General features: G+C 42.7%; 23 protein-coding genes and 1 tRNA gene. 14 read left to right on the top strand and 10 right to left on the bottom strand.

The annotated features are described in order from the left end of the window. Positions 1–2: 2 nt before the first annotated feature. Positions 3–254 (bottom strand): phosphoribosylformylglycinamidine synthase subunit PurS, encoded by a 252-nt coding sequence (gene purS, locus AMICO_RS05920; RefSeq protein ID WP_013048549.1) that lies wholly within the window; start codon positions 252–254, stop codon positions 3–5. Then, positions 255–974, bottom strand: a complete 720-nt coding sequence (gene purC / locus AMICO_RS05915) for a phosphoribosylaminoimidazolesuccinocarboxamide synthase (RefSeq protein ID WP_013048548.1) — start codon at positions 972–974, stop codon at positions 255–257. Between the two features lie 350 nt (positions 975–1,324). Between purC and lepA the strand changes: the two genes are divergently transcribed. Genes lepA through AMICO_RS05900 form a run of 3 tightly spaced genes read left to right on the top strand, consistent with a single transcriptional unit; the run spans position 1,325 to position 4,859 of the window. Continuing rightward, positions 1,325–3,136, top strand: a complete 1,812-nt coding sequence (gene lepA, locus AMICO_RS05910) for a translation elongation factor 4 (protein WP_013048547.1) — start codon at positions 1,325–1,327, stop codon at positions 3,134–3,136. Then, positions 3,133–4,245: a radical SAM family heme chaperone HemW gene (hemW, locus tag AMICO_RS05905; RefSeq protein ID WP_013048546.1), complete on the top strand. Its 1,113-nt coding sequence runs from the start codon at positions 3,133–3,135 to the stop codon at positions 4,243–4,245. The genes lepA and hemW overlap by 4 nt, the downstream gene beginning before the upstream one ends. Before the next feature lie 41 nt (positions 4,246–4,286). After that, positions 4,287–4,859 (top strand): hypothetical protein, encoded by a 573-nt coding sequence (locus AMICO_RS05900; protein ID WP_013048545.1) that lies wholly within the window; start codon positions 4,287–4,289, stop codon positions 4,857–4,859. 25 nt (positions 4,860–4,884) lie between these two features. On the opposite strand, the gene yedF is transcribed toward AMICO_RS05900, so the two are convergent. Then, positions 4,885–5,472, bottom strand: a complete 588-nt coding sequence (gene yedF, locus AMICO_RS05895) for a sulfurtransferase-like selenium metabolism protein YedF (protein ID WP_013048544.1) — start codon at positions 5,470–5,472, stop codon at positions 4,885–4,887. Positions 5,473–5,670: 198 nt separating this feature from the next. Between yedF and selA the strand changes: the two genes are divergently transcribed. The 10 genes from selA (at position 5,671) to AMICO_RS05845 (ending at position 13,911) form a co-directional block, all read left to right on the top strand. Continuing rightward, positions 5,671–7,104, top strand: coding sequence for an L-seryl-tRNA(Sec) selenium transferase (gene selA / locus AMICO_RS05890; protein WP_052292810.1), 1,434 nt, complete (start codon positions 5,671–5,673; stop codon positions 7,102–7,104). Then, positions 7,097–9,037: a selenocysteine-specific translation elongation factor gene (selB, locus tag AMICO_RS05885; protein ID WP_013048542.1), complete on the top strand. Its 1,941-nt coding sequence runs from the start codon at positions 7,097–7,099 to the stop codon at positions 9,035–9,037. Before selA ends, selB begins: the two co-directional genes overlap by 8 nt. A 96-nt stretch (positions 9,038–9,133) precedes the next feature. Continuing rightward, on the top strand, positions 9,134–9,373 hold the full coding sequence (locus AMICO_RS05880) for a Veg family protein (RefSeq protein ID WP_013048541.1): 240 nt from the start codon (positions 9,134–9,136) through the stop codon (positions 9,371–9,373). 83 nt (positions 9,374–9,456) lie between these two features. Then, positions 9,457–10,332, top strand: coding sequence for a 4-(cytidine 5'-diphospho)-2-C-methyl-D-erythritol kinase (locus AMICO_RS05875; protein ID WP_013048540.1), 876 nt, complete (start codon positions 9,457–9,459; stop codon positions 10,330–10,332). Then, a complete protein-coding gene (locus AMICO_RS05870) occupies positions 10,329–11,120 on the top strand; it encodes a phosphoribosyltransferase family protein (RefSeq protein WP_013048539.1) in 792 nt (263 codons plus the stop codon). Before AMICO_RS05875 ends, AMICO_RS05870 begins: the two co-directional genes overlap by 4 nt. 79 nt (positions 11,121–11,199) lie before the next feature. After that, positions 11,200–11,382: a ferredoxin gene (locus AMICO_RS05865; protein WP_013048538.1), complete on the top strand. Its 183-nt coding sequence runs from the start codon at positions 11,200–11,202 to the stop codon at positions 11,380–11,382. Between the two features lie 107 nt (positions 11,383–11,489). Beyond that, positions 11,490–11,566, top strand: a tRNA-Ile gene (locus AMICO_RS05860). 166 nt (positions 11,567–11,732) lie between these two features. Further along, entirely contained in the window at positions 11,733–12,860 is a 1,128-nt protein-coding gene (locus tag AMICO_RS05855; protein WP_013048537.1) for a tyrosine-type recombinase/integrase, read from the top strand. Between the two features lie 184 nt (positions 12,861–13,044). After that, a complete protein-coding gene (locus tag AMICO_RS05850; RefSeq protein ID WP_013048536.1) occupies positions 13,045–13,476 on the top strand; it encodes a Panacea domain-containing protein in 432 nt (143 codons plus the stop codon). Positions 13,477–13,485: 9 nt separating this feature from the next. Then, positions 13,486–13,911, top strand: coding sequence for a hypothetical protein (locus AMICO_RS05845; RefSeq protein WP_013048535.1), 426 nt, complete (start codon positions 13,486–13,488; stop codon positions 13,909–13,911). A 90-nt stretch (positions 13,912–14,001) separates the two neighbouring features. Here AMICO_RS05845 and AMICO_RS05840 read toward each other — a convergent pair whose 3' ends face one another. The 7 genes from AMICO_RS05840 to AMICO_RS10180 form a co-directional block, all read right to left on the bottom strand. Continuing rightward, positions 14,002–14,904 (bottom strand): DNA adenine methylase, encoded by a 903-nt coding sequence (locus AMICO_RS05840; RefSeq protein ID WP_013048534.1) that lies wholly within the window; start codon positions 14,902–14,904, stop codon positions 14,002–14,004. Positions 14,905–15,012: 108 nt separating this feature from the next. Beyond that, entirely contained in the window at positions 15,013–16,704 is a 1,692-nt protein-coding gene (locus tag AMICO_RS05835) for an ATP-dependent nuclease (protein ID WP_013048533.1), read from the bottom strand. A 119-nt stretch (positions 16,705–16,823) separates the two neighbouring features. Continuing rightward, complete coding sequence (locus tag AMICO_RS05830; protein WP_013048532.1) at positions 16,824–17,903, bottom strand: endonuclease/exonuclease/phosphatase family protein; 1,080 nt, start codon at positions 17,901–17,903, stop codon at positions 16,824–16,826. Between the two features lie 76 nt (positions 17,904–17,979). Then, on the bottom strand, positions 17,980–18,519 hold the full coding sequence (locus AMICO_RS05825; protein WP_013048531.1) for a hypothetical protein: 540 nt from the start codon (positions 18,517–18,519) through the stop codon (positions 17,980–17,982). 29 nt (positions 18,520–18,548) lie between these two features. Beyond that, positions 18,549–18,878 carry a LexA family protein gene (locus AMICO_RS05820; RefSeq protein ID WP_274531983.1) on the bottom strand — a complete coding sequence of 110 codons (330 nt, stop codon included), beginning with the start codon at positions 18,876–18,878 and terminating at the stop codon, positions 18,549–18,551. Between the two features lie 6 nt (positions 18,879–18,884). Beyond that, positions 18,885–20,303, bottom strand: a complete 1,419-nt coding sequence (locus AMICO_RS05815; RefSeq protein ID WP_013048529.1) for a PH domain-containing protein — start codon at positions 20,301–20,303, stop codon at positions 18,885–18,887. Between the two features lie 71 nt (positions 20,304–20,374). Continuing rightward, positions 20,375–21,055: an XRE family transcriptional regulator gene (locus AMICO_RS10180; protein ID WP_013048528.1), complete on the bottom strand. Its 681-nt coding sequence runs from the start codon at positions 21,053–21,055 to the stop codon at positions 20,375–20,377. Between the two features lie 150 nt (positions 21,056–21,205). On the opposite strand from AMICO_RS10180, the gene AMICO_RS05805 reads away from it, so the two are divergent. Continuing rightward, on the top strand, positions 21,206–21,466 hold the full coding sequence (locus tag AMICO_RS05805) for a helix-turn-helix domain-containing protein (RefSeq protein ID WP_013048527.1): 261 nt from the start codon (positions 21,206–21,208) through the stop codon (positions 21,464–21,466). Positions 21,467–21,514 lie beyond the last annotated feature (48 nt).

Below are 21,514 nucleotides of genomic sequence, written 5' to 3'. Positions count from 1 at the left end.
GGCTATGCCTCCACTGAAATAATGGTAAATTCCTCAATAAGGGAATTTACAAGAAGATCATCACACATCTTTTCCACTTGCTGACGTGCCTCTTCTGCCGTGTCGCTATTGATCAATAGCTGGATATAGCGTCCAATGCGCACGTTTTTTACAGAAGAATACCCTAAAGATAAAAGGGAGCCGGCAACGGCTTTTCCCGGAGAATCAAGCACCTCTTCTTTTGGATAGACTAAAAGTTTTACGTTAAAGGTCATTTAATTTGCCTCCTTTTCAGAAATACGACGCCAGATCTCTCTGTATGCGCCTAGAACATCGCCAAGATCTTTCCGGAATCTGTCTTTGTCAAGTTTTTTCATTGTGGTCTTATCCCAAAAACGGCAGGTGTCTGGTGACATTTCGTCGGCCAGAAGAATAGTGCCATTTGCATCCACCCCGAACTCAAGCTTGAAATCCACCAGAATGATATTCAGAGTGTCAAAATAGGCACTCATCAGTGTATTGACTTTCAAAGATGTTTCTTTCATAAAGGAAATTTGTTCTTTTGTAGCCCAGCCAAAGAGTTCGGCATGGTCTTCAAGGATAAGGGGATCGCCGAGCTGGTCATTTTTGTAATAGAATTCTATTAGGGGACGGGGGAGACGGATGTTTTCTTCGATGCCAAGGCGTTTGCAAAGGGTTCCGGTGGTAATGTTCCGAACCACGACTTCGACGGGAAGGATTCTTACTTTTTTTACAATCTGGTGAGTATCGTCAATTTTCTGGATAAAATGGTTCGGTATGCCATTTTCGTTCATATACTCGAAAAGAGAAGCACTAATAGCGTTGTTGAGGGAACCTTTCCCTTCAATAGAATCCTTTTTCAGGGCATTGAACGCCGTGAGGTCATTTTTGTACTCTACAATAATCATATTTGGATCATCTGTTTTGTACATTTTTTTGGCTTTTCCTTCATATAAAAGCTCTTTTTTTACCATGTAAGGCACCTCCAAAAAGGGTATATGCTTACATTATTATTCTTAGCCTGAAAAATGTCAACCTTTACCTCTTCTGTTTCGAGAGATTGCGAAAGGGCGTTTATGTATGGGAAAAAAGGCTTCCCAGCCTTTTTATTGTCTCTGTCTGATGGCAAGTCAGAGGCATTATCAAGAAATATGTTTGGAATGTCTTTTCGGGTATAATGTCATTTGTTTCTGTATAATATATGTTCATCTATAATTGTAGAATGGTGGTTTGTAATAATTATAGTGTATATGGTTCGGAATTTTGTTAAAAATGAAGAGACAACTGCCTTCGAAAGAGGAGAAGCGGAGGGAATAGTTTAAATATGAGTCTTTCTAGAATACGCAACTTTTGTATTATCGCCCATATTGACCATGGGAAGTCAACGCTGGCCGACCGTCTTATTGAATATACAGGGACGGTGGAAATTAGAAAAATGAAGGCTCAGCTTCTTGATTCCCTTGATCTGGAGCGAGAACGGGGAATAACCATCAAACTTGTGCCGGTGAGAATGAGTTATAAGAGTAAGGACGGCAACGAATACATACTGAATCTGATCGACACCCCAGGACACGTGGATTTTACCTACGAAGTGTCCAGGTCTATTGCGTCCTGTGAAGGGGCTCTGCTTGTGGTTGATGCATCCCAGGGCGTGGAAGCCCAGACGGTGGCCAATGCCTATATGGCGGTAGACCAGGGGCTTGAAATAATACCGGTCATCAACAAAATTGACCTTCCATCAGCCCACCCGGAATCGGTTCAAAAAGAAATAGAGGAAGTTGTCGGTATAGACGCTGATGGCGCTATTTTAGCAAGCGCCAAGGAAGGAATAGGCATACAGGATATTCTTGAACGGATTGTAGCCCAGGTTCCGGCACCAGAAGGAGATACGGAAGCCCCCCTTCAGGCGTTGATCTTCGACTCCGTTTATAACAATTATCGTGGTGTTATCTGTTATGTCAGGGTTGTAAATGGCACCATTACGGCTGGTCAGAATGTTCGTTTCATGGTGACGGGCTCGTCTTATCAAATAGAGGAAGTGGGAGTTTTCAGACCTCTTTTCGAACCTGTGGAAACCCTTTCAGCCGGGGAAGTGGGGTATGTCATAGCCAATATCAAAACAGTAGCTGAGGCCCATGTGGGAGATACTATTACTGATTATGAGAAACCAGCGGTCAAACAATTGCCAGGGTACAAGAAGGTAAAGCCAGTTGTTTTCTGCGGATTTTACCCTGTGGAGAGAGATGATTATCCTCAGCTTCGTGATGCCCTTGAAAAACTGACCCTAAACGACTCATCCATTACCTTCGAGCCAGAATCTTCCGAGGCCCTTGGATTTGGCTTCAGATGCGGCTTTCTGGGACTATTGCACATGGACGTGGCGAAAGAGCGTCTGCACAGAGAATTTGGCGTAGATCTTGTGGCTACCGCTCCTAACGTTCTATATGAAATAACTACAAAAGAGGGAGATATTATAGAGGCCCACCGACCTTCGGATTTTCCCGACATATCAGAAATTGAAGAGGTGCGCGAGCCCATTATTCGCCTTACAACCTTTTTGCCCTCAGAGTTTGTAGGGAAAGCTATGCAGCTTTGCCAGGATAAGCGTGGAAACTACGTATCCATGGATTATCTTTCCCCGGAGAGGGTTCGTTTAGTCTATGATTTGCCCTTAGCCGAATTTATACTTGATTTTCATGATAAACTAAAATCACAAACTCGGGGTTTTGCATCACTCGATTACGACTATCGCGGGTATAGTGCGGCAGACCTGGTGCGCGTAGACGTGCTTATCAGCGGAGAAGCAGCCGATGCCTTTTCATTTATTTGTCACAAAGATGCGGCATTTCATCGGGGACAGGCAGTGGTAAGAAAACTGAAAGAGCTTATTCCACGACAGCTTTTTGAGGTGCCGATCCAGGCGTCTGTAGGACGAAGAGTTATCGTTCGGCAGAATGTTAAAGCCCTTCGTAAAGATGTTTTGGCTAAATGTTATGGCGGAGATATTTCTCGAAAGAGAAAACTGCTTGAAAAACAGAAGGAAGGAAAAAAACGAATGAAGCAGTTGGGGAAGGTTTCAATTCCTCAGGAAGCGTTCCTTGCTTTTCTCAAGGTTGATGAGGAGGATGAACAATAGACCCCCTTTCTGTTTATCTTCATGTTCCTTTTTGTTCTGTAAAATGTCCCTATTGTGCTTTTTATAGCCAGAGAGGGACAGACGATGAAAAAGATGCTTATGTTCGATCTATAGAGAAGGAGTTGCGGTGGTGGGATCGCCAATATGGCGAAAAGCCCCTTATCCATACTTTATATGTAGGGGGGGGCACTCCCACGTGCCTTTCGGTATTGCAGTGGCAGAGACTTATAGAATCCCTTGTGACCCACCTTGAACGTTGTTTGGATACAGAAATTTCAATCGAGGCCAATCCTGAATCTCTCTCAGTGGAGCATATGGCTTTGTGGAAGGATTGGGGTGTAACAAGGGTTAGTCTAGGGATACAAAGTCTATGGGACGATGAACTTCTATGGCTAAAAAGGCATCATACCGCAACACGGGCTCTATGGGCTGTTGATCAGCTTTTGAAATATGGTTTTAATGTAAGCGGCGACCTCATGTTCGGACTTGCAGGCCAGTCTCTTAAAAAATGGCATCACTCCCTTTCTGGTCTGGTCCATTCAGGAGTATCGCACCTTTCGATCTACCAGCTTTCTATAGAAGAGGGCTCTGTCTGGGGGAAAATGCCTCCTTCCGGTCTGCAGAATGGATATGGTCATTATCGATGGTCTCAGTGGTATCTGGAAGAAAAAGGCTTTTCTCAATATGAGATTGCGAGCTTTGCCAAACCTGGCTGTGAGTGTCGTCACAATCAAGCGTACTGGTTCCAAAAGAACGTATTGCCCCTCGGCCCTTCGGCGTGGGGCTATAATGATGGGGTCCGTTTCTGGAATGTAAGAACCCTAGCTGAGTACGTGGACAGGATATCTCAAGATAAATCTGCAGTAGAGGGGAAAGAGTGCCTCGACTTAGAAAAAAGGGGTAGAGAATTTGCTGTACTAGCTTTGCGAACTTCTCAGGGTATTGATATCTCTCTTTTTACACAGCGGTTTGGGGATAAACTCTTTAATAGCATCCTCAGTGATCTGCAAAATGTGCCAGAAGATTGCCTTCTCATGAACGGGACGTCTCTGGCTCTCTCCAGAAAGGGTATGAGAGTGGCCAACGCTATATGGTCGCTCATTATCTAGCTCCAAAAATACAATAAGTTTAGGAAGGAAGGAAGAGGACAGTGTATTGGTTGCTGAAATTTTCTAACGCTAACGAAGACTTATTTCAACATCTCTTATTTGAGATCCCCCGGTTTTATGCAGAAAAAACCAGGCCGCCCAAAGGCTATGAGTTGGAAGTGGAGAAAGATCTCAGGAACTATCTCGATTACGTATCTGAGGTGTCATCATCCTATGTGTATTGCATAAAAAACATGTTGAGAGTTTATGCGGCGGATGATCAAAGTGGACTCCTCGTTCTATTGGTGGGGAATGAAGCGGAAAAACTAGGAGTATGGCTGGAGAACGACGAGCTTGTCCATAAATCATCCACAGTGTTGGGCCCATTGACAGAAGTTCCCGAAATGGATTGGGCGGTTATGGGCATAACCTTTCCCGGCTGGCTGGTTATTTTTGATGAAACAGCCCCTCATACGAGCAGAGACGAGACTGGTGAAGATTTCGAGATCGTTTATGTTCCGGAGGTCGAGAAGTACAAAGATTTATTTGAAGCTCTCACTCCAGAAAAAAATACGGAAGAGGCCGCGTCCCTTCTTTTAAACATGGTGTTCAGCTCTCTTCCGTTACGGCTCTAAAGCAATGCTGGATGATCAGGCAACTCTAAAAGGATATTACTTTTGCGGCTTTAAGCAGAGTGTCAGTGATTTCAAACATGTTTGAAATAGTGCCTACGCCAACGTTATCCGTTATTCCAAAATGATTGGTACATGTGCCGCACACGAGCACTGTCGTTCCCTTTGCTGCTATTTCTTGAAGGTGCTCGCATGTGGGTGTTCCTTTGTTGGCAAGCTTAACGCCTTCGTTCATAAGGGCTATGGATGCAGGTGGAACTTCGAGCTGGGCAAGAGTTCCTAAAAAGCCTTTGATGAGAACTTCTCCAAGCTCTGCGTCTTTTCCGCCCAGAATGATTCGGGTGATCAAAATCGCTGTTTTGTTGTCCTGGGCTTGTACTAGGGTAGGAACAGGAGAAAGGTTCCCCTGTGCCTTGGCTTCTATAATTATGTGGCCTTCTTCATCCCGGAGGGACATGGAAAATCCCTGTTTTGAAAGAAAACGCTGTACATTCGATGCGGCTACAGGGTTGTCAAGATAAATAACAAGGTCCCTTTCTCCTTTTTCTACGGCCTCCTTAGTCATCATGACCGGCTGGGGGCATGCTTTTCCTCGGGCATCAATTTTCTTTGTCATTGTTGTTTCCTCCATTCTTGTTATATGGGCTGCGGCAAGGGAAGCTTTATGAATTTATGTTTGCCTCCTTGCGCGGTTAATCTTCATTATCGGTTAGAATAGTGCCTATATAGAGAGCGATACAGTTTTTAGGAATAATAATTATAATGTATCCCATTCTCTTGTTTTTTTCTAGTTTATAGATGAAAGGCATAGACGATGCCATTAGGAAGGCAGGGAGCTGCGGTGGAATCAAATAAGAACAAAATTTTAAAAAATCTTCCCGCAATGGACGAGTTGCTGAGTGAGCCATGGGTTCTTTTTTACGAGGAGCAGCTGGGGCGAGAAATGGTTAAAAATGTGTTTTCTTCTATTTTGGCGGAAACGCGAAAAGCCGTTCTCCATGACGAAGCAGTAGAAACATCCATAGACGGAATTAATCAAAGAGCAATTGCTGTTTTGAAAGGGCGAGTTGCTCTCAGTTTACAGCCTATAGTGAACGCCACTGGGGTGGTTGTGCACACTAATCTGGGACGCTCCTGCCTGCCTATTGAGGCCGTGGAAGCAGTTTGTCAGGTTGCGGCGCGCTATAACACCCTTGAGTTTGATCTAAAAGAAGGCAAAAGAGGGCAGCGTAACGCCCATGTAGAATGGCTCCTTTGTCAGTTTACAGGCGCAGAAGCTGCTGTTGTTGTGAATAATAATGCGGGAGCTGTCCTTTTATGCCTGGCGGCTCTGGCAAGGGAAAAAGAAGTTATTGTTTCACGGGGAGAACTGGTGGAGATAGGTGGTTCCTTCAGAATCCCGGATATTATGGCCTTTTCAGGGGCTAGGTTAGTAGAAGTTGGCGCTACAAACCGTACCCATCTGAAAGACTATGGGCAGGCATTTACAGATGAAACATCCATGGTACTGAAGGTGCACCCTTCAAACTTCAGAATCGAGGGGTTCACTTCCTCTGTGCCTCGGGAAGAACTGAGCCATTTGGCCCAGGAAAAAAACGTAATCTTTATGGAGGATTTGGGAAGCGGGGTTCTTATAGACCTTTCTCCGTGGGGACTTTGCGGAGAACCCACTGTAAAGGATTGTATTATGGCGGGAGTGGATCTCGTCACCTTTTCAGGAGACAAGATGCTGGGAGGTCCCCAAATAGGAGCGGTTGTGGGCAAAAAAAGCCTCATTGACAGACTTCGCACCTATCCTCTTTTGCGTGCGTTGCGTGTAGACAAGATGACGCTGGCCGCCTTTGAAAAAGTTCTTCGAATGTATTTGCAGGGGCGATGGAATGAAATTCCCACATTGAGCATGCTTACATTAAAGGTGGAAGATCTCAGGAAAAAAGCCCAGGCTCTACGCCGTAAGATCAAAAAAACCTTTCCCCATCTGGAGCCAGCCGTGGTCGAAGTAAACGATGCTGTTGGCGGGGGGGCCTTCCCGGTAACCAGGCTTAAAGGATATGGGGTGGCATTGAAAATTCAACACATTGGAAGTGCCGGCACTCTTCAGACCCTGTTGCGTCAGGCAGAGATGCCTATAGTTGCGGGAGCCAGTGAAGACTCTCTGATCTTTCATGTGAGGACTCTGATGGACAAAGATGATGAGCGGATTCTTCAGGGGCTGGCGTGGCTGCTGGAGGTGAAGAAAGGTGAATGAGAAGGAAATATCTCTCGTTCTAGGGACAGCCGGCCATATCGATCACGGAAAGACTACTCTGGTAAAGGCGCTGACGGGGGTAAGTTGTGATAGGCTGAACGAAGAGAAAAAGAGAGGCATAACCATAGAATTGGGCTTTGCCCCTCTTAAGCTTCATGATGGCCGCGTTGTGAGCATAGTAGATGTGCCAGGACATGAGAAGTTTATTCGTCAAATGGTGGCCGGCGCGTCAGGCATTGATGCCGTTATGCTTGTTGTGGCTGCAGATGAGGGAGTTATGCCCCAGACACGAGAGCATTTGGCCATTCTCAATCTTCTTGGAGTGCATGACGGAGTCATTGTCATTTCTAAGGCTGATCTGGTTGATGAAGAGCTTTTGGAGCTTGCTATTGCCGACGTTACTGATTTTGTGCAAGGTACTTTTCTTGAGGGGAAGGTGGTAGTCCCCGTTTCATCAGTGACAAATAAAAATATTCCCCTTCTTATGGAGGAATTAGCTAAATTAATAGATAGGGTTCAGCCTCGTACAAGGCGGGGACCTTTTTTTATGCCCATAGACAGGGCCTTTCCCATTTCAGGCTTTGGAACGGTCGTTACCGGTACGGCCTATAAGGGGCAAGTAGGGCCCGGGATGGAAGTTTCAATTCTTCCCGCAGATCAGGATGTACGGGTTCGAAGTGTACAGGTGCACAGTCATACTGTGGATGTTGCCTGGGCTGGCCAGCGTGTAGCCATGAGTCTGTCGGGCGTTTCTTTAGATGAGCTGATTCGTGGAGATGTAGTTTGTGCCCGTGATGTTTACAGAGAGACCAGATGTTTCGATGTTGAACTTTCTCTTCTCACCTCCTTTTCGGAACCCTTAAAGCATTGGCAGCGGGTACGCCTTCATGTTGGGACGGCTGATGTGATTGCCCGGGTTTCACTTTTTGATAAAACGTCTCTTTTACCTGGGGAATCAGCTGTTGCTCAATTGGTTATGGAAGAAGGCGTTGTGGCCACCATAGATCAGCGATTTGTCATTCGTTTCTACAGTCCGCTGGTAACCATCGGCGGCGGAAGAATCCTCTTTGCTTACGGTAAAAAACCCAAGGGGAAAGGGGCTAAAGGTGCTTATAAACAGTGTCTTGAAGAGTTGCGTGACGCAAAGGGGCCAAAAGAAAGAATGGAAATTCTGGTGCGTTTCCATGGAAGCATTTCCAGAGAAAATATCCTTGTGGATTTGCAGGAACTTCCCGCTGATGTGGACGAAATGGCTCGTCAGCTGCAAAAGGATAACAAGATAGTTCTGCTGGCCTCGGGGGTGGATTGCTATATGTCTCAGGATACCTTCGCCCACTACCAGCATGATATTGCTGCCTTCTTGAAAGCATTTCACGAAGAACGCCCTCACCAGGCTGGCGCAATGATCGACGATATACTTACTGGCCCCCTTAAAAGTATAGAGAGAAAAACGGCTCGTTTGTTGATCGACTTCATGGCGCAGAAAAATATTTTTGTTATTGATAGCAACATGATGCGCTTGCCTGATTTTGTTCCTCAGGACGACAGCGCTTTCTTTAAAAAGCTTGACGAGTTCAAGATTTTTTGCGGGAACCTTGAATTTCAGCTGCCCCTTATAGATGAGCTGCAGCATGGTCTTTCCATGGGAGAAAAGGAATTCTCTCTTTTCTTGAAGGATTTACGGGAACGGGGGGAGGCCTTCGTTATTGGCGGAAAGTTTGTTTTGGCGAAAGATGTAGAGGAGAAGTTTATTACAATTGTTAAAGAGATCAAAGATGACATCACTATCGCTGCAGTTCGTGATATAACTGGAAGCAGCAGAAAATTCGTTCTTCCCCTTCTCGAGTATTTGGATGCCAGGGGGTATACTCGTCGAGTGGGGGAGAAACGAGTCTTGCTTCTTCATAAACTGGAACAAAAAAGTCAAAAATAAGGTAACAAAATTGCAAGACTCCAGCCATATTGTTTGTGTTTTTTGCATTTTTGTGTTATAATTCGTGAAACTTATTTATAATAGAGGTGACCCTGGATGGCTGGAAATCTTGCCTCAATTCGTGAGCAAGTAGCATTGTACAAGGGAATGCGCGTGAAGTACCGGACATCCAAAGGACGTCGCAAAATTGAAGAGAAACAGGGAGTTGTTCTTGAGGTTTATCCGAATCTATTTACCCTCTATGTGGAGTCTCAAGACAGTAAGGTTTCGTTCAGTTATGCGGAACTACTAACAAAAGAAGTAGAATTAGAGCCTATGTCCGGTAACAATACATAATAAACCTTGTAATGCAACAAAACCCTGGCGTTCAACACGCCGGGGTATTTTTTTGCCTGCTGTGGGATATGGAGGTCGATAATATGCAATATACCCTTTCTTCTGATGGGAAATTAAACCTCACCTTGAGAATTACAGAAAAAAGGGGAGATGGCTATCATAACCTGGTCTCCCTGTTTTTACGTTTACCGGCGATGGAGTCATTGACAATTTCTACATATAAAGATAATAATGTCAGGGAAATTGCCACAACTGGCCATATCGTCATAGATGGGAAAAATATTGTAGAAAAGACAATAGAGTGTCTTGAAAGTAAAGGATGGAGTCTTCCTGGTTTACATGTTGCCCTCGCTAAGCAGATCCCGCCTGGAACAGGGTTGGGGGCTGGAAGCGGCAATGCGGCTTCTTTCTTGCGATGGGCTCGGCTTTTCGAAGGAAGCGAAGTGACTTCCGATATTCTTGAAAAGATCGGTTCAGATGTTTCCTTCCTTTACAGCAGATCTTTCCTTTCCCTTGTTGTGGGAAAAGGAGAAAAATCAGCTTGCAGAGGGCCGTTGCCGCCCATGCAGATAGTTGTCGCCATCCCTGGGTGGGGGGTGTCTACGTCCCTTGCCTACGCAGGTGTAGATGCCTTTTACGGAGTGGATAAGGGGGGCAGTTTCCCCTGTAATGAGTGGACTGGCCTGGCAGAGGTGGAAAAAATCTACCAAAGTCTTCTGAGGGGAGAAAATGTAGGGTTTCTACCCAATGATTTTTATCCTTGGCTGGCGGAACAACATCCTGAATATGAAGCTTTTTTTAATGAATGTGAGAGTTCCAATGCATTGGGCTATGGGTTGTCTGGCAGCGGAAGCAGTGTTTTCGCCTTGTTCCCGGCAAATGGTAAACCGGTTAAGCTCTCACAATTTGAAAAGATGGAATGGATCCAACAAATCTTATTTTGGAGTGATGATCGTTGAAAGGACAGAGAACGGAACGTCTCATCAGGACTGTATGCCGTTTTTTGACAACGCCGTCTCGGCAAATTTCACTCACAGCTCTTTCGAACGATTTTGGCGTTTCAAAAACTGTTATAAGTGATGACGTGGTACTGATTGATTCGGCGCTGACCCAGGAAGGTCTTGGGGGCATACAGGTAGACAGAGGCCGTACAGGCGGAGCTTCATTTATCCCCTCTATGTCTGAAAATGTAAAAGGCCAGCTTTTTTTGGAGATCAAAGACCTGCTTTCCCAAGAGGATCGAATTTTACCCGGCGGGCTTATTTATTACAGCGATATTCTGTTTAATCCCTATTATGCGTCACGTCTTGGGCTTATTATGGCGACGTATTTCCAGGCAACGAAACCTGATATCGTTATGACAACTGAAGTTAAGGGAATTCCTCTGGGGCTCTTTACTGCCCATGCTCTCGGCGTTCCCCTTGCAGTTTGCCGGTTCCGCAACCGTCCCAGTGATGGTTCTGCCGTAGCCGTTCATTTCCCGACAAAAACAGGGGAAGTGAGAGCAATGTATATGGGAACAAAGCAACTGGAACGTGGCAGCAGAGTCTTGATAGTTGACGATTTTATGAGGGGCGGAAGCACAGCGGCGGGGATGCTGCTTGTTGCCAAAGAATTTGGCGCAGAAGTATGCGGCATAGGAGTTTTCCTTGCTTCTGCGGAACCAGAGATAAAGGCTGTGTCTGACTATACAGCTTTATTCAGCCTGAAAAGTATGGGTAAGTCTACTCCGGAAGTGGCTTTTTGAAAATAAGTTTGAGGACAAAGTTTGACTCATGCATCGACCTGATATAAAATCCTGCTTCAGGAGGAGGTGACCGGTCTTCATGCGTGTAAGTCTCGATCAAAATGAGTGCATCGGTTGCGGTGTGTGCGCTCAGATTTGCCCCGAGGTGTTTTCTTTAGATGAAGATGCCGGGGTTGCAAAGGTAATGAAGCCGGAAGGTGCAGAATGTGCTAAGGATGCAGCAGATAGCTGTCCAGTAGCCTGCATAACAGTAGAGGAATAGATTCTCTTTGGCTGGAATCCCCCTTTTTAATTGCTAAAGGGTAATTTTGACGAAGCAGGGGTTGCAATTAGAGGGGGAAGGGGCGTATAATGGTCAGCGTTCTTTTAGGGCCTATAGCTCAAGTGGCTAGAGCCACCGGCTCATAACCGGAAGGTTCCTGGTTCGAGTCCAGGTAGGCCCACCAAGACTATTAGTATCAAGTATTCATAGAGAAGAAGAACCCCGTAAAATACGGGGTTCTTCTTGTTTCTGGCACCTTCTCATAATACGATAAACCTATATCTATTCTTATCAATACCGTATAATGAACCGTATAAAACGTAGTTTTGTTATACGGTGAGGTGACCAAAATGGCATTAACAGAGCTTCAATGCAGGCAGGCAAAGCCGAGAGAGAAGATTTATACTATCTCTGATGGCAATGGGCTGATTCTTGAAATCCGCCCAAGCGGGAAAAAATATTGGATTTCTCGCATTTGGGAGAATGGAAAAGAGAGAAGAAGATCTCTTGGCAGTTTCCCTGATACTTCAGCACGTGAGGCCCGTCTAAGAAATATTGAGTTACGAACCTCCTTTACCCCCTCTTCAGAAGATTCTTTCAACACTGTAATAGATGAATGGCTCGAAAACAGGGTTGATGGGCGGCTTGCTCCCGGGTATGCCCGCGTTATACGGTTGCGATTGAATAAATTTATACGGCCTTCCTTGGGTAATCTCTCCATATCGGATATTTCCTCTGCAAAAATACTTTCCGTTTGCCGATCCATCGAAGAAACAGGAATAATTGAGACGGCCCACAGAGTACGTCAAATAATTGGGCAGGTCTTTCGTTACGCTATTGCAACAGGTCGAGCCGAAAATGATCTCACCTCAGCTCTTACTGGTGCGCTAAAACAGGCCCCAGTACGCCACCATGCAACGATAACTGACAAAGAAGGTATAAGAGCCCTAATTCAAGGTATGAAAGCGTACAGTGGCATTGTGGTGCGTCATGCGCTCTTCTTTTCAATTTACACCTTTTGTCGCCCTGGTGAGGTAAGATCAGCGGAATGGTCAGAAATAGACTGGGATAAAAGCGAATGGAGAATCCCTGGGGAAAAGATGAAAATGAAACGTCCGCACATTGTTCCTCTTTGCAGTCAGTGCATTGAAACTATAGAAAGCCTCAAGCAATTTACAGGCCACCAGAAGTGGTTATTCCCTTCCGCTCGCAACGATGGGCGTTGCATGAGTGAAAATACGGTAAGAATTGCCCTCAGAACAATGGGGTTTGAAAACGAAGATATAACGCCGCATGGATTCAGGGGAATGGCCAGTACGATTTTAAATGAAAATGGCTGGCCATCTGATGTAATTGAGCGCCAGTTAGCCCATATAGAACGGAATGCGGTGCGGGCAGCGTACAACCACGCCGAGTATTTGGATCAGCGTCGCGAGATGATGCAGTGGTGGGGGGACTGGTTGGAAGAGTTAAGTTGAGTGAGAGCCCAAGGGGGTACATTGGGGACTAATGCGGTCTAATAGGGTTTGACTTCTTCTTTAATATAGGGATAATATGTAACTATACACATAAACATCTTGCGAGTTTATATCAGTTGAGTTGTATTTTGAGTATTATTTGGGCTTATTTTGTCTTTCTTACAGAGGGAAGGGGGGATTCCTAATGGCTTCAGTTTTTGATGTTGCAAAGTATATTTTAGAAAAATACGGGGCGGTTTCTGCTATGAAGCTGCAGAAGCTCGTGTATTATTCTCAAGCATGGAGTCTTGTTTGGGACGATGACCCTCTTTTTGACGAAGAGATTGAAGCTTGGGCCAATGGTCCTGTTGTGCGGGAATTATATGAAAAACATAGAGGAATATTTAAGGTTCACGTTGACATGATGTCTGGTTGTTCTGGCAATCTTACAGACAATGAAAAAGATACTATTAATATCGTCTGTGACTTTTATAACAAGAAAAATGCTCAGGAACTTAGCGATATGACCCACCAAGAAGGACCCTGGAAGGACGCAAGGTTTGGGCTCGAAGAAAGAGAGCGTGGCTCTAGAATTATCTCAAAAGAGTCAATGGCAGAGTATTATAGTAGCCTGTAACATAAAATCATGGCAAAAGAAAAAAAGATTAAAACTCAAAGTGTATCGCGTTACCCCAAAGAAGTTCGCTCAAAAGCTTATAGTTACTCCTCTGAAAGAATATGCTGGCAGTTTTCTACAATGGATCTTGATGGACCTTTCAAATTCTGCGGTCTACGTCCTGAGACATGGGCGAAAATATTGTCAGTCATGAAGGAATGGGACAGAAAAACATGGGCAGAAATATTGGATGATCGGGACCACAGTATTTCAATAGATGCACTTAGCAATAGAGCAGTAAAAAGGTTAGAAGAACTCGAACGAGATGACATAGATGGTATTTGTTCTCTACATATTGGTGGGAAGTCGCGTTTAATAGGAGTAAGAGATAGATATGTTTTTCAAGTTCTTTGGTGGGATTCGAATCATGAAGTTTGCCCATCTCACAAAAAATAGATTTAAACTAGAGATCATTAATAAATGGCTACATTTAGTTTAGTAACGAATTGAAATTCTAAAAAAGTAGTGGAGGAATTGAAATAAAAACTAGTTGCAATGGTTTGCAGCTATAACATTTCTCATGCAGCCAAAGGAAGATTCTTTTTGACGAATGTCATTAGGTAGAGTAAGCCCATTAGAAAAAGCCATAAATTCATGGCCAACTTCTTTTATCTGCGCTGTATAGTTAAGGGAATATGTAATTGCCCGATAGTTGCTATAAAGCTTACGAACTTCAGGAACGTTGTCATAAGATATAATCCACGGGTATTTTAGTTTATGAATGTAATTAGACAACATAGCATGATCTTCTGGCTGATAAAAATTGTCGTAAAGTCCGGCACCTTTTTCATAATATGGGGGGTCTAAATAGAAAAAATAAGGTTCAGAATCCTTCTTATGTTTAAATGTTTTAAGGAGCTCTACCGCATCCATGCGGGAAAGGGTTATTTGATCTCTTCGATTTGCAATTCTTTGGATGCGATTAATGAGATTCTTTTTTTGGAAGCGTGCATTTAACTTCCATTCCCCAGATTGATTTTTCCCTCCAATAACACCGCCCTTAATGATACCTGAACGGTTTGTTCGATTAAGAAAGAACGTTGAGAAAGCAAGCTCTAGAGAACCAGAAAGATCTTCTGCATGAGATTGAATAGCCTTTTGTCTATGCCACTCTCCAATGGTAATAGGAGTGTCTTGTACTAAGCGGCAAAAGTTATCTGTATTATTCAAGACAGCATGCCAGAAACTGTATATTGAAGCGTTTAGGTCATTTATATGAATACAAGAAGCGTGCTCTTCAAAAAGTAATTGGAGAGCAAGTCCGGCACCCCCGGCATAGGGTTCGATATAGTGGCATCCTTTGAGATTGTTAACCTCTAAAAGATTTTTCATGAACTTAATAAGTTTGCGTTTCCCTCCAGGATAGCGAAGGGGTGTGTAAAAGGCCAAGTAACCACCTTCCTAAAAAATTAATCACGAACATCATATATGAAATGTAAAATTTTGGCCAGTACTTATTTCCTTTGAAAAGAGCGTGGACGTTTGGTCGTTTTGTGTCTACCTTGTTCTTGATAATGCATTAATTCTTTCTATTTTGTTTGGATTTAATCCGTGAAAAGGTGCGGTTTTCTTATACATAGAGATTAAATTATCATAAAATGTTAGTATTTGGGCTCTGTTATTATCATCATGTAGCCAGTGTCTAAAAATTAAATTAAAAAAGGTTTCATGTCTCGAAAATACTTTTTTGTTTAACGCTCTTTCTACCCCATGTATGCTTTTGCCTCCAGCTCTATGTTCATTTATCGTAGTTTGAATATTGCCAATATCATGGAGAATGTTCTCTCTAAAATAAAGTCTAGTGTAGCCTAAGTTTACAGGGGTTCCATTATCTGCAAAAAAGGAATCGTTATTTTCATAGAGTTGAATGGCATATGTCATTGCCATTTTTTCAGGTGATTTTTCCCCTGGCAAGCAGATTATATTTTGATTCATTCCAGCAGAACCGTTTTGATCTCCGTCTAATATGCAGATCGATTGCAATGTAGATTTAAGCAAATAGTTATCATTAAATATGTTCTTTAAATCCTTTGCTCCTAAGCAAGCTTCCACTAAATGAAAGTAATTTCTAATTGCTTCAAATGATTGAGTTTCTTCGTTTTCTGCTAAATACTCAAAAAGAATCTTTAGGAATGTTTTAGCTTCTTCGTCTTCTGTAAATACAGGGATTTTCTTCCCTAAGTATATTTCATTTTCAGAGATGTTGTGAAGGTACATCTTTATTTTGTATATATCAGGCGTTTCCATATTAAAAACGCTTTCAATATTATCTAATAAATAAATAACATTATATTTTCTTGCTAGGGCGAACTCAATTAAGGACAGACTATGAGAAGTACATATAATTTGTATCTTGTATCTATTTGAGTAGTCTTCGAAGAGCTTTAAAAGTTTATATAAAATAGAGGGGTGTAATGTTGCGTCGATCTCATCTACTAAAAGTATACTGGTTACCTCATGTGAAAGAGCTGTAGCTTCATAATAATATTTCAGTGAAATAATGGCAGTAAGCAATATAAAAAGATTGTCTTCTCCTGCCGAAATAGTATTAGAATCAATTCCTTCTACGTCGCTTATAAAATCCGCTCTTGTTTTGAAATCGCCCATTTGTTGAGGGGAGGATGATTCTATAGAAATTCCAGTAAAATCTTCATAAAAAGTCTTTATTTCATCTTGATAAGTAGAAGGAAGTTCTCCTTTAACTCCTCTAATTGCTTCATCATTCTGGAACTCCCCGAATGGGAATAAGCGTCCTAACCCTAAGTAGATGACAGGGCAAAAGGGAAGAGTATCACCTCGATTTTTCCCATAGTAGGGTTTTATTGCATACCTGTTATTTGCTTTAGAGTTGTGTTTTCTAAATTCTAAAGAGGGATGATCGTAATATTCTACAGTAAATAAAGTTCCTTTTACTTGGTTGGCAGGATCATTATACGTTTTATCACCTTTAGTTAATGTTTCTATTTTAGGATTAATTAATTTGTTAACTTTTTTTATCGCTGTTAGACAAGAAGCATCAGTAACCCAGGGGCATCCCTTGTTTACCTCTTGGAAAGAGTTGCTAACTATATGCAGTAAGGATGTTTTGCAAGTGCCATTTGTTCCTGAAAGAATATTGATACCTTGAGAGAAAACAAGAGACAGATCTTCCATTTTTCGATATTTTCTTATATCTATTTGTTTAACCATAGATATCACTCCTGCTCGTATGTTGATTCAACTGCTCTAGAAATTTAAACAGACTTATTTTTTAATAAATTATATATATTGTCCTAATAACATGTTTTCATAATATATGCGTTTACTCATTACCTTGGCGGGCGGCACCTTGAACATGGTGTATAGCCTTTCGCTTTCGCCTCAGCCAAGGTAATCGGAATTTTACTCTTTCTAAGACTTGAACATCCTGATGTATGGTATTTTTTGCCTGTTTTCGTGATGTAAACGATAGTGTTGCCTGACAGAGGAGAGGCTTCAGCGATAGAGTAGCTTCCAGCAGAGTCTGAGGCGAGTACTTTCTGTCGTTTTACCACTTGGGGTGCGATAATTCCCCCTACAGCTACAGAAGGCATTTGCCCATCAAGGGAAAGCACGACTATATCGTGGTCAGGGTGCTGGGTGCTTTTTGTCGAGCGTGAAGCAATAGCAGTTTCTACTTTATATAAGGTCCACGATGCAGTTTTTCCCACATTAGTGAATCCGATGTAATCAAGGTTGCTATTCATATTGTCGTAGCTGTAATGACCTTCGCCAAGGCCTGATAAGGGGAAAGATGTTCCGGAAGGGGTGTTGGTATTGTAGTCTCCAAGGATGAATACGGGGCCTTTTAGAGTTGTAACAAGTTTGTTGATTCCAGCTATCTGGGCTTGACGCTTCGCTTTGTTGTATCGTTCTGCCCGCTCTTTATCATCTTTGCCCCTGATGCTCTGGCTTTTGAGATGAACGTTTACCAGGGTGAACCGACGGTTTCCCTCTTTATCTAAAAATGTGCCCACAAGGTGGGGCCGGTCATTTAACCTGTAGCTTTTCCCTTCGAAACGGAAAGAGGCATTTGCTCCATAGGCTGATGGCCCATCTAATAGCTTTATGGTTGCGGTGTCCCAAAGAAAATAGAGGTTTTGTCTTCCTCCGGTGTCGTTTCCTGCATATTTCCATCCAGGCAGAAATTTGGTTACAAAAAACCGCATAGTAGCATCCCCTTCAATCTCTTGAAGGGCTAAGACATTCGCTTGAGATGTAGTTATGGTTTTGGCGAGAGAGGAGCAGTGGGAGGGCGAGTAGGCATTTTTACCCGAAACGTTGAAATACTCGATATTGAAGGTCCCTATTGAAAGTGCCATTGCTTGACTGGCGATACTTAAAAAAACTACTGCAAGAACACTGGTCACGATAGAACGAATACGAATTCGAATTCGAATTATGATCAGGCCCCTTTGTAATATTTTTGTGTTGTAAGTTTCTAAATTATTTCCTTATCTCCCATTTAATAGAATCAGTAAGTCTATCGTAATGTGCTTTCCCAAAGATACGAACAAGGTTTTTGCCTGTTACGCCTTTTTCTTTTTTAGCTACTACTGTTCGTATAAAAACAGATGGATCACAAGGATCGATTTCATTTTCCATTAAAATATCTATTGCCGTTTTTACTATTCTTTTCCCCGTTATCTCAATAACATTGGTAGATGTTGGCATTTCGTCAAAATAAAACCACATGCGAATAACATCATTTTTTATTTCTTCGATTTCGATTGTTCCTTTAGGGAAGTATGGCAACTTATGTGCTCTTTCTGTAAGCATAGAGTTAAAAAGGTCTGGGTCGATAGTTATTATAGGTTCCCTGGTAGGTGTAGGAGCTTTAGGTAGCTCTGAAGCAACTTCTAGTGGTACAGTTTGCTCTTGTTTAGATCTTTCTTGGTTCTTTTCTTCTGGCAACATTGCAGTAGTGAAAATAGCAAGGAATACTAAGCCTAGAAAAATGAATAACCATTTTTTCTTTTTAGACATTAATAAAAACTCCTTTCGCTAAAAATCTATTAGATCCCCTTTCTTGGTTCTGCTGTTAAACGTGTCACCTTCCCTACTATGCAAAAGAGCCCGAGCTCTATATCTTCTTTTGTAAAAACCATAGGCTTATACTGAGGGGCTGCTGAACGGATTTCAACAGAACCGTCAGCCTTATTAAAATACACCCACTTTATTGCCCATTCGTTTTGGCGGCCAAAACACACTAATGCCGTATCACCGTCATAAACTTCTTCTGCAGGATTCACGACGACTGTACTTCTGTCGGGAATTCCTGCGCCTTCCATAGAGTCCCCCTCTACAAAGACGGCAAAAGGATGTTTATCGGCATCTACAGAAATTGCTCCTTAATCTAGCCACCCGGCTTGAACCATCAGCAATGCCGCCGTTTCCGAAACACTGAGTTTTTCTTCGCTGGAACGGAACACTTCATCTATGGCCACCGCCATTTCTTCAGCGTATTTTTTTACCTCATGGAGCAAAGATGGCATATTCTTCTTGGGAGGAAGGCTAATATTCAACGTGTCGTCTTCGTAAAGCTTTAAAAGATAGTCGGCGCAAGTTGCTATCCTGTTCTGGTGAGAAGCTTCCAGCCATTCATCGGAAGATGAAGAGTGAAGTGTGCCGCACTGATACCATTCCTTGCCGACCTCTTCCTTGGGGATATAATAGCCGTCCTTGGCGTATTTCTCCTCATTGGGGCCTCTCCAGCCCATGATGTTTGCCTCAAAGAGTATATCCGCCTCTTCTTTTTCTGAAATACCATATTCTTTTCGTAGGCTTTCAATGGCTTTATCTTCCTTGCCGGGTGTGTCCTCTAGAAACATACGTTCTATCAGAACTTTGTTGGAATAATATTCTTTTCGCTTGTTCTCCGGCAACTTATTAACGGTGTACTTTTCCGGATCAGAAAAATAAAAAGGAGCAAACTCAACTTCACCGCTTCCATTTCCTTTATCGTCAATGTCAATAGTTGCGGCGGTTACAACGCTATAATCTTCAGTTTTGTCATGATATGCGTGCACCCACACTCTATCAACTTTTTCATCCTTCTTTACCTTCTTGGCAACATCCGTCATAACTTCCGTTAGCTGCTCTTTCGTAAGCCCAAGCGGAACGGTAATTTTTACTGCACGTCTTGAGTAAGTAGGCATATCGGCATTACTAATTGCCAGCAACTCGTAATTTTCTTTAGGTGCATCAGGGATTAGTGAAACTAAAGCGGTGAATGCAAACAAAACAATGATGGCAACAACTAACCATTTCTTTTTCGATTTTTGGGGGGATTCCTTTTGGTTTTGCGAAGGTCGGGGTATATTTGGCTGTTCTGTATTTATGGATACTTCTATATCGGATTTAGGTTGTGGGGGAGTGTATTCTTCTTTCCTCATGGCATGCTCAATAGCGTCTTTAATATTAGTGGCATTCGTTATTATGTTAGTTATTTTTTGTTTCTTACCGCTTATATAAATATCTATAGAGCCCGTGAGCATCCCCTTCACGGGGCCTACAGAGTCTATTTTTTCTATCAAAATCTCATTTGTAATAATTTTGGAAGTTATAGTTTTGCGAAGGAAAATTATTCTACGTGGTGAGACGACCAAAGTACCTAAATTATTTTCATAAGCTGCTTTTGATATTGCCCAAAGGGGTTCATTTTCTGAAAGGATTTCTTCTAGTGCTTTAATTTCCTTTTTATTTTTAAAAGCATCCCAAGCTCCTATCTTACGTAGTTCGTTTTCAAGATACTCGCTATTAACCGACATAATATCCTCCTTGTTTTTTATAAAAATATTAAGTCATGATGCTTTAAATTCCTCTCCTTGGAGCTGCTGTTTTAAAACCTTCCATGTCCCGGCGTACTATGAATTGCGATAACCTTCCCTCTAATTTCAAAGAGTCCGCTATCAAACTCCTCTTTAGAAATTTCCCGATTGTCGTCTTCTGAATCAGAGAATATTTCAAAGTTCCCATTGGGTTTGAAAATAACTTTCTTGATAGCTAATCGGCCATAGTAACAAATCAGGCAAACATCAAAAGACTCAAGATGTTCCCGTGGATTAATAAAAACGACTGAACCGCTAGGAATTCCAAATCCTTCCATGGAAACACCATCCGTGTGAATTGCGTAGGGGGGACGATTAGGATCGTATTCGCCTATTTCCCGCCTAGATAAAACAAGTATTTTTTCAGGTTCGCAAGTAGTATCCATGTCGATCATGCCAGCTCCACAACAAGCTGTTTGCTCAGGAGAGATCAAAGCAACAGGGATTAGGTCGTAGTCTTTAAAAATGTTGTCTTTTCCTATTTGGATTGGATTATCTGTTTCACCCATAAGGTAGGCTATGGAAACCTCAAGGCTTCTGGAAAGTTTATGTACATTTTCTCCAGTAGGGAAATAGCGATCTTTCTCCCAATCTACAATTGTTGTCTTCGCAACTCCGACGTTATCTGCTAGTTGCTGTTGTGTCCATCCTTTTGCCTTACGTAGACGGCGTATTTCTTCTCCTGAGATCATCCGATCACCTCCTTTATGTCAAGTACAGGCTACTTATAAAATTAAATTAAGTCAAGACAAGTTATATTGAATATATTAGTTGCCTACACTTGACTTTTCACGATAATTAATATAATATTCAAGCAGACTAGAACAAAAGGAGGTGAGGATATGGGATTTGGTGAAATAATAAAGACATCTAGGTTGCGTATGGGGCTAACTCAAGAGGGTTTGAGTAGAAAAGTAGGGTGTACACGAACTACCGTGTGTGATTGGGAAAAAGAAAAGTATCCTCCTACAGATGCTAAAAATATAGCTGCACTTGAACAAACACTTGGTTTTGAGACCGGATATCTTTACTCCATTTTATACGGAAACCCTACACCCCTCCGCAGGAAAGAGAGCTCAGCGGCTTCAGCTTCCATCGAATAAATGATCTTGCGGAGGCAATCCAAGCAGTTCAGATACTTTATAAAACCT

The sequence above is a fragment of the Aminobacterium colombiense DSM 12261 genome (assembly GCF_000025885.1).
Taxonomy (GTDB): domain Bacteria; phylum Synergistota; class Synergistia; order Synergistales; family Aminobacteriaceae; genus Aminobacterium; species Aminobacterium colombiense.
Note: the sequence above shows the minus strand (reverse complement) of the source record. Positions and strands in the feature narration are given on the sequence as shown.